Origin of the sequence: Turicibacter sp. HGF1 (genome assembly GCF_000191865.1) — a bacterium.
GTDB lineage: Bacteria > Bacillota_I > Bacilli_A > MOL361 > Turicibacteraceae > Turicibacter > Turicibacter sanguinis.
The window spans coordinates 26646-34564 of sequence record NZ_AEXQ01000066.1 but is presented as its reverse complement, the minus strand read 5'-3'; the positions used below and the strand labels follow the sequence as shown (position 1 = coordinate 34564).

4 protein-coding genes are annotated in these 7919 nt (G+C 34.8%); 1 reads left to right on the top strand and 3 read right to left on the bottom strand.

The window, feature by feature from the left end:
* Together HMPREF9402_RS06460 and adhE are read right to left on the bottom strand one after the other, a co-directional pair.
* On the bottom strand, positions 1-1384 hold a 1384-nt coding region (locus HMPREF9402_RS06460; protein WP_009606883.1), incomplete at its 3' end, for a DUF7309 domain-containing protein.
* A gap of 160 nt (positions 1385-1544) precedes the next feature.
* Positions 1545-4178, bottom strand: a complete 2634-nt coding sequence (adhE, locus tag HMPREF9402_RS06455; RefSeq protein WP_006783704.1) for a bifunctional acetaldehyde-CoA/alcohol dehydrogenase — start codon at positions 4176-4178, stop codon at positions 1545-1547.
* A gap of 288 nt (positions 4179-4466) precedes the next feature.
* Here adhE and HMPREF9402_RS06450 point away from each other — a divergent pair, with 288 nt between their 5' ends.
* Entirely contained in the window at positions 4467-6449 is a 1983-nt protein-coding gene (locus HMPREF9402_RS06450) for a penicillin-binding transpeptidase domain-containing protein (protein ID WP_139058188.1), read from the top strand.
* A gap of 66 nt (positions 6450-6515) precedes the next feature.
* Here the strand turns inward: HMPREF9402_RS06450 and HMPREF9402_RS06445 are convergent, their stop codons facing one another.
* Positions 6516-7859 carry an alpha-L-fucosidase gene (locus HMPREF9402_RS06445; protein WP_229040128.1) on the bottom strand — a complete coding sequence of 448 codons (1344 nt, stop codon included), beginning with the start codon at positions 7857-7859 and terminating at the stop codon, positions 6516-6518.
* Between the last annotated feature and the right edge of the window lie 60 nt (positions 7860-7919).

Below are 7919 nucleotides of genomic sequence, written 5' to 3'. Positions count from 1 at the left end.
AAGATTTTAATGCACTACTTACAACCAATCCTTGCTGTTTTTTACCTGTTCGATTTAATAAGGTTGCATAATCAGTTAAAATTTGTTTAATTTCTTGTTTCGCATTTAAATTCGGATTAATTTCAAGTAATAAATGTTCTAATATTTTTGAGTTAAGGGTTTCCGATAACCCCGCTTCAGTCCACTCCATCGGACCTTCTTCTTTAGTTAATACTAACGTACTAAAAGCCATTGTCAGAACTTGTCCTGTGATTCCAATACGACTCGGATGCAGTAGTTGATACTCTATTAAAGATTTCATTATCGTAATAACATACTCTTCAATGAATTCGTCAAGTTCATCTGATATCTCTTCTTCATCATGTAAATCATCATGTTCTTCTGATTTCATACCAAGCATTGTATTTACAAATTCTTCACCTACAAATGTTGGTCCGACTTCACAGATAATTCCTGCTTTCTTGCAAAAATCAAGAATACTATCTTCTACAAATCCTTCGCTCACAATAATCTCATTTGGGCGATAATTTAACTCATTTAACATTAAATTAGCTAGATGTTCACTTAAATTTTCATATGATTTATAATAATCTACTTCAAGCTGAGGATTAAATACATATCCACTATCTATATCAGAAAGAACTGTAAGCATCGGAAATATAGCTCTATTTTGATCATCATCCCACGTTTCTTCAGGGAGCATTAATTGTAATATTTCCAAAGATTTATTCATCTTTTTGAGTTTTTTAATACGATGAAGTTTTAAATCATTTTGATATTTTGTTTCATAAGGGCGATGCTTCTTATCATTTAAAATATCTTCAGCTGGTACACATTGAATTTCACCATTTATCGAAATAATAAAATTATTTTCATCAACTATTACTTTATTAATTTGGATGGATTCAATTACCTCTACTAACTTATCTATAAGACGTGTTAAAATTTGGGCATCATTGTCATCTTCAAATAACCATGGACGAGAACCCGGATACCATCTTCTTAGAATTGGCCATTGTTTTTTTCCGCGGTAGCTTAATCCAAGAGATTTGATAAACTCATAGTCTTCCTTGATTAAATCTCCTCGATCTTCAAAGCTTAACATAAAACCTTGTTGACTAAATGTTGTTTTAAAAATTTGGGCTTCATTATAATTACATTCATCAGCCATAATTAAATCTAAATAATTGACTAAACCTTTTTCTCCTAAATAAACATTTAATCCATAATGTATCCCTTCTTGACCACATACTACACAATAATTACATTGACCTGTAATCTCATCTTCAATTATAATCATCGTATCCGGAGATAACACTTCCCACGGTTTTAATTTTTTAAATTTATTAATTTCTTCATATAAATCTAACCATATATTATTCATAGCCCACATCCTTAAAATTTAACCTATCTATATTATCGCAACACTTAGGTGAAATAAACATTAAAAGTTAGATTAGTATAATAATCCCACTTTTAATGTTTATTTTATCATAACAAAAACTTATTCATAAAAAAAAGAGCCGGTTGGCTCTTTTTTATTATTAAAATTTGCTTTCATAGTCATAGATTGTACGTAAAATAGCTTCCATATCATGTACCATTGGCATTCTTGGATTAGCTGGTGTACATTGGTCCTCGTAAGCATTCATTGCCATACGATGTACTGATTCTTCCCAAGCATCAGCATCAATTCCTTGAGATTTAATATTACAAGGAACTCCAACTTTTTTACATAACTCTTCGCAGGCATCTGCAAACATCTCTACCCCTTCAGCTGGAGTTTTTGGATTTAATCCAATTAATTGAGCTAACTCCATGTATTTAATATCTGCTTTATAATTTTCAATTTTTGGCCAGATATTTAATTTTGTTGGAATCGTTCCGTTATAGCGGATTACGTGTGGTAATAAGATTCCGTTTGTACGTCCATGAGGAACGTGCCATTCTCCACCGATTTTGTGGGCTAATGAGTGATTCATTCCAAGGAATGCGTTGGCAAATGCCATCCCTGCAATCGTTCCAGCATTATGCATTTTTTCTCGTGCTTCAGGATCATTTTTTCCATTCTTAACTGAACGTTCTAAATAATCGAACACTAATTTAACAGCTTGTTTTGCTAATCCATCTGTAAAATCAGACGCTAAAATTGAAACATATGCTTCAATCGCATGTGTTAAAACATCAATTCCCGTATCAGAAGCAATCGATGCTGGCATACTCATTGCGAATTCTGGATCAACAATGGCAACAGTTGGCGTTAATGAATAGTCCGTTAATGGATATTTTTTATTAGCCGCTTTGTCTGTAATAACCGCAAATGGAGTTACTTCAGATCCCGTTCCAGATGTCGTTGGGATACAAATTAAGCTTGCTTTTTTACCGAGCTCTGGGAATTTAAAGGCACGTTTTCTAATATCCATGAATTTTTGTTTAATATCATCAAAGTTTACTTCAGGATGTTCATACATTAGCCACATAACTTTTGCAGCATCCATTGAAGATCCTCCACCTAATGCGATAATCGTATCAGGTTGGAATTTTCTCATTAATTCAACACCTTCATTAACTGTGTCGATACTTGGATCTGGTTCTACATCAAAGAATAATTCTAAATCAACTTTATTACGACGTCTTCTAATCACATCTTCAATTTTTGCAACGTAACCAAGATTATACATTCCTCTATCCGTGATAATCATGGCTTTTTCCATTTCCTTCATATCTCTTAAATATTTAATTGAATTTTTTTCAAAATAAACTTTAGGAGGAAGCTTTACCCATTGCATATTATTGTTACGGCGCCCGATGCGTTTAATATTTAGCAAGTTAATTGCACTCACGTTGTTAGAGACCGAATTGTGCCCATAAGATCCGCACCCTAAAGTCAAAGAAGGAATGAACGCATTATATACTGAACCAATCCCACCAAATGTCGATGGTGCATTTTCAATCACACGAATAGCTTTACATTTTAATCCAAATTGAACTGTAATATCATGATCTTGCGTATGAATCGCAGCTGAATGTCCAAGCCCGTTAAATTCAACCATTGCTGCCGATTTTTCGATTCCATCTTCCGTAGACGTCGCTTTTAACACCGCTAAAACTGGGGATAACTTTTCGCGTGTTAAAGGCTCGTTAGGTCCTACTTCTTGGCACTCAGCACAAATAATTTGAGTATCTTCAGGCACAACAAATCCAGCTTGCTGTGCAATCCATGTCACAGGTTTACCAACTACAGCAGGATTTAAGTGAGCATCATTTACATGATCACTATAAGCCGTGCATCCAAACATATAATTTTCTAATTTTGCTTTCTCTTCTTCATTAGCAAAATAAACTTTAAAACGGCACATTTCATCTTTAAAATCTTGATAAATTTCTTCATCAACAATGGCTGCTTGCTCAGAAGCACAAATCATTCCATTATCAAATGACTTAGATAACACGATATCATTGACTGCACGTTTTAATACACAAGTTTTCTCAACATAGGCTGGCACATTTCCTGCCCCTACCCCAAGTGCTGGTTTTCCACATGAATAGGCGGCTTTAACCATCGCGTTACCACCTGTTGCTAAAATCGTTGCAATTCCTTTATGATTCATCAATGCAGATGTAGCGTACATTGAACGCATTCCTAACCATTGAATACAATCCTCAGGTGCTCCAGCAGCAATCGCCGCATCACGGATGACAGTCGCTGCTTGAACAGAACATTCATAAGCAGATGGATGGAATGAGAAAATAATTGGATTTCGTGTTTTTAATGCAATTAATGATTTAAAAATAACCGTAGACGTTGGATTTGTTGTTGGAATAATTCCACAAATCACTCCGACAGGTTCTGCAATTTCAGTAATTCCAGTTAGCGGATCTTCACTAATAATCCCCACTGTTTTTAAATGACGGAGGTTGCTCGTTACATACTCACAGGCAAATAAGTTTTTAACTGCCTTATCTTCAAAAACTCCACGCCCAGTTTCTTTAACAGCTGCTTCAGCTAACACACCATGTTGATCAAGCCCTGCAACTGAACATTTCGCTACAATATAATCCACAGTTTCTTGATTGAAAGATTCAAATTTTTCTAAAGCTACTAGTGCCTTTTGAACTAACTCATCGACATGAACATCAATTTCTTCATTAGTCCATTCCATCTTTTGTTCACTCATTATTCAAATTCCTCCCCATTTAAAATTTATATCTTATGCTACTACTATCCTTAGTATCAACAAGTCCTATATACTAAGCTCGATTCTTAAAATCTAAGAATCTATCTTACTGTCTATACAGATGTATTATAAAATTTCAAAAATTATTCCTGATTAATTCACTTTCTTATAGAAAAACGTTTTACTTTTTTTTTATATTTAAATATTTTTTGTCTAAGGTACTATTCCTATGCTCATAACAAATATAATGATATGATTTCCATAATAAGGATGAAAAGAGGGATTGAAATGAAAAAGGTATTAGCAATCGTATTACTGTTTGTTACAATACTAGCTGGCTGTTCATCAAATGAAGTTGATTTACTATTCTCAAGCTTTGATGAAAAGTTGGTAAACAAAGATTTTGAAGGGTTATATCTTTTACTGAGTAGTGAATCACAGGCTGCCATCACCCAAGAAGAGTTTGTCACAAGATATAATAATATCTATTCTGGAATTGAGGCTAGCAACTTAAAAACTGAGATGGGAGAAATCGATACTGAAAATGAAGTAATCCCCTTCTCACTAACAATGGATACCGTAGCTGGAAACTTCTCGTCATCTGACTATGAACTTCCATATATCAAAGAAAATGGGGAATTAAAAATTTTATGGTCTGAAGCCTTAATCTTTCCGATGATGGAAAGTGGTGATAAAGTTCGCGTCGTGACGAAAAGTTCAACGCGCGGGAGTATTTTAGATCGAAACGGTGAAGCGTTAGCATCTGATGGAACATTAAAAATCATCGGAATTCATCCTGCTGAGTTTGACGATAATAATCGAGAAAGTAAAATTTCAGAGCTTGCTACCCTACTCGATATTGACGAAGATACCATTATAAAAAAACTAGACGAAAACTCAAATCCTGATTACTTTGTTCCAATTGTTACGGTTCTTCCTGGAACTTCACTTATACAATTTTTAAGTAATCGAGAACATGAAGGAATTTTAATTCGAAATACCCAAGGTCGAATCTATAAAAATGAAGAGGCGTTTGGCCGATTATTAGGGTATATTGGTGAAATTACAGCTGAACAATTAGAAGCGGACGAAGAAGGCATTTATACAAGAAATTCTTTAATTGGAAAAGCAGGACTTGAACAAGTTTATGAAGAAACGTTACGTGGAATTGATGGAATGGAAGTTTATATTGAACGAGATGGAACAAATATCGAAACCATTGCTTTAACAGAAGCTCGAAATGGATCTGATATCAAACTTTCAATTGATCCAAATTTACAGGTAAAAATTTATGAAACAATGAATGGTGAGAAAGGTTCAGCCACAGCTGTTGATCCAACAACAGGAGAAATTTTAGCTTTAGTTAGCTCACCTTCTTACAACTCAAATCGTTATACGACTTACATGACAAACAGTGAGAAACAACGTCGAGAAGCCATTAATTATGCAGATGAAGCCAATCGCTTCACTACCCTCTACTCACCTGGATCTACATTTAAATTAATTACTGCGGCAACTGGGCTTGAAAATGGAACTCTTGATCCTCAGGAAATCAAAACAATTGAAGGCTCAGAGTGGCAAAAAGAAAGTTCTTGGGGAAATTACAAAATTCACCGTATCAACGGGCAAACGCAAGTAAGTTTAAAAGAAGCTGTTAAATATTCAGACAATATCTACTTCGCCATGAATGCACTAGCTATTGGAAGTGATGCCTTCATTAAAGGAGCAGAAAAGTTTACAATCGGAACAGAATTAAATATTGGTTATCCCCTTAACACAAGTCAAGTCTCTAATAGTGGAGCACTAAGTAGCGATATCTTGCTTGCCGATAGTGGTTATGGACAAGGACAAGTGATGGTTACAACTTTAAACATGGCACTCGCTTACAGTATGCTATCAAATAACGGAAATATCATGAATCCAAACTTGGTATTAAATGACTCAACAACTCCTACAATCTTAAAAGAATCTATTGTTTCAACTGATCATTTAACGATTCTACAAGACGTCTTTTCTGCAGCTGTTGAAGATAGTGATGGAACCGGTCATCTAGCTAAAATCGATGGTGTAAAACTTGCTGGAAAAACAGGTACAGCTGAAATCAAACAATCTCAAGGTGAAACTGGAAGTGAAAATGGATGGTTCGTTGCAACTGACTTAGATAACTCAAAAATATCAATAGCCGTTGTCGTTGAAGATGTTCAAAACGGTCTTGGGACACTAGGCGTTGTTTCAATGGTCGGAGATATTTTAAAAGCATACTTAAAATAAAGACAAAAAAGCTTAGAAAACCTCACATAGGTAATCTAAGCTTTTTATTATTTTCACTCCACTCACTTACTTAACACGGTATGAACCTGTTGCAACAACCTCTATTTTTTCAATATATGGCTCTTTACGGCATTCGAGGATTTTGATTATTAGATTATCCGTAACTATTGGCTCAAAAATTGCAATTTTTGAAAAACCAATGATTGTCCCCTCATATATTTTATTTTTATCGGAATAAATAAAAAAACGCTCAACTCGCTGAGATTTTGTTGTATCTTCTGAAATCCGTATACGGTCAACAGACTGCTTTTCAAAGGTCATTTTTATGTTAAAGCCATCAGTAGAACGTTCAATCTTCACATTATCTATTACTAAGTCATCTTCTTTTTTTATCCACTGTCCCATTTCACGCAAACGTTCAATATCCCTCTCATCAAGCAAACCATTTTTATCAGGAGGAATGTTCAATAGCATAAGCGAGTTATTCCCGGCAGAATTATAATAGATTTTCATCAGATGATGAAGCGACTTAGGACTTTGCGTTAAGTGATAAAACCATCCTTCACGAATTGAAACATCTACCTCAGCAGGATACCACATAAATTCATCAAAATGACTTAAGAATTCACGTGATCCCATATCAGGCAACATAATATCTTGGCAACGCTGTTGAAATTTCTTCATATCATGGTCTGTCTGACAATTTGCTACAAAATTCTGTTGTTCATATTGAAATTTTGGAACGACATTCCATTCACTTTCACGAGTTTTTCCACTTTCATTCCCTATCCAACGAACATCAGGAGCACAACCGGACATCACAATATCAGGTTGTAATTCAATTGCTGTAGTCCAAATACGTTCAAAATCATATTTTTGAACTGGCTTACCATCTTCTTTGGCACCACATGCACCATCTAACCAAAGCATAAATATTTCACCGTAATTAGTTAATAGTTCTGTTAACTGTTTGATATAAAAATCATTATACTCAGGAGTTCCATAACAATCTGCATTTCTATCCCACGGAGAAAGATAAACCCCGAATTTAAGTCCATATTTTTTACAGCTATTCGCAACCTCCTGTACCACATCTCCCTCACCGTTTTTATAAGGACTATTTTTAATTGAGTGCTCTGTTGTTTGGGTTGGCCACAAACAAAATCCATCATGGTGCTTGCAAGTTAAGATAATCCCTTTCATTCCCGCATCAGCAATCGCACGACACCACTGATCCGTATCTTGATTTTTAGGATTAAATAAACTTTCTTCCTCCCTGCCATTTCCCCATTCTTTATCCGTAAACGTGTTGATACCGTAATGAATGAAGGCATAGTATTTCATTTCCTGAATGATGAGCTGACGATGATTGGGAACTATACTAGTATACATGTCCAATCTGTGATCCAAAGTAATCTCCCCTTATAAAATATTAGAATCATCTTAATAGTACTGCCATATAACGTATTG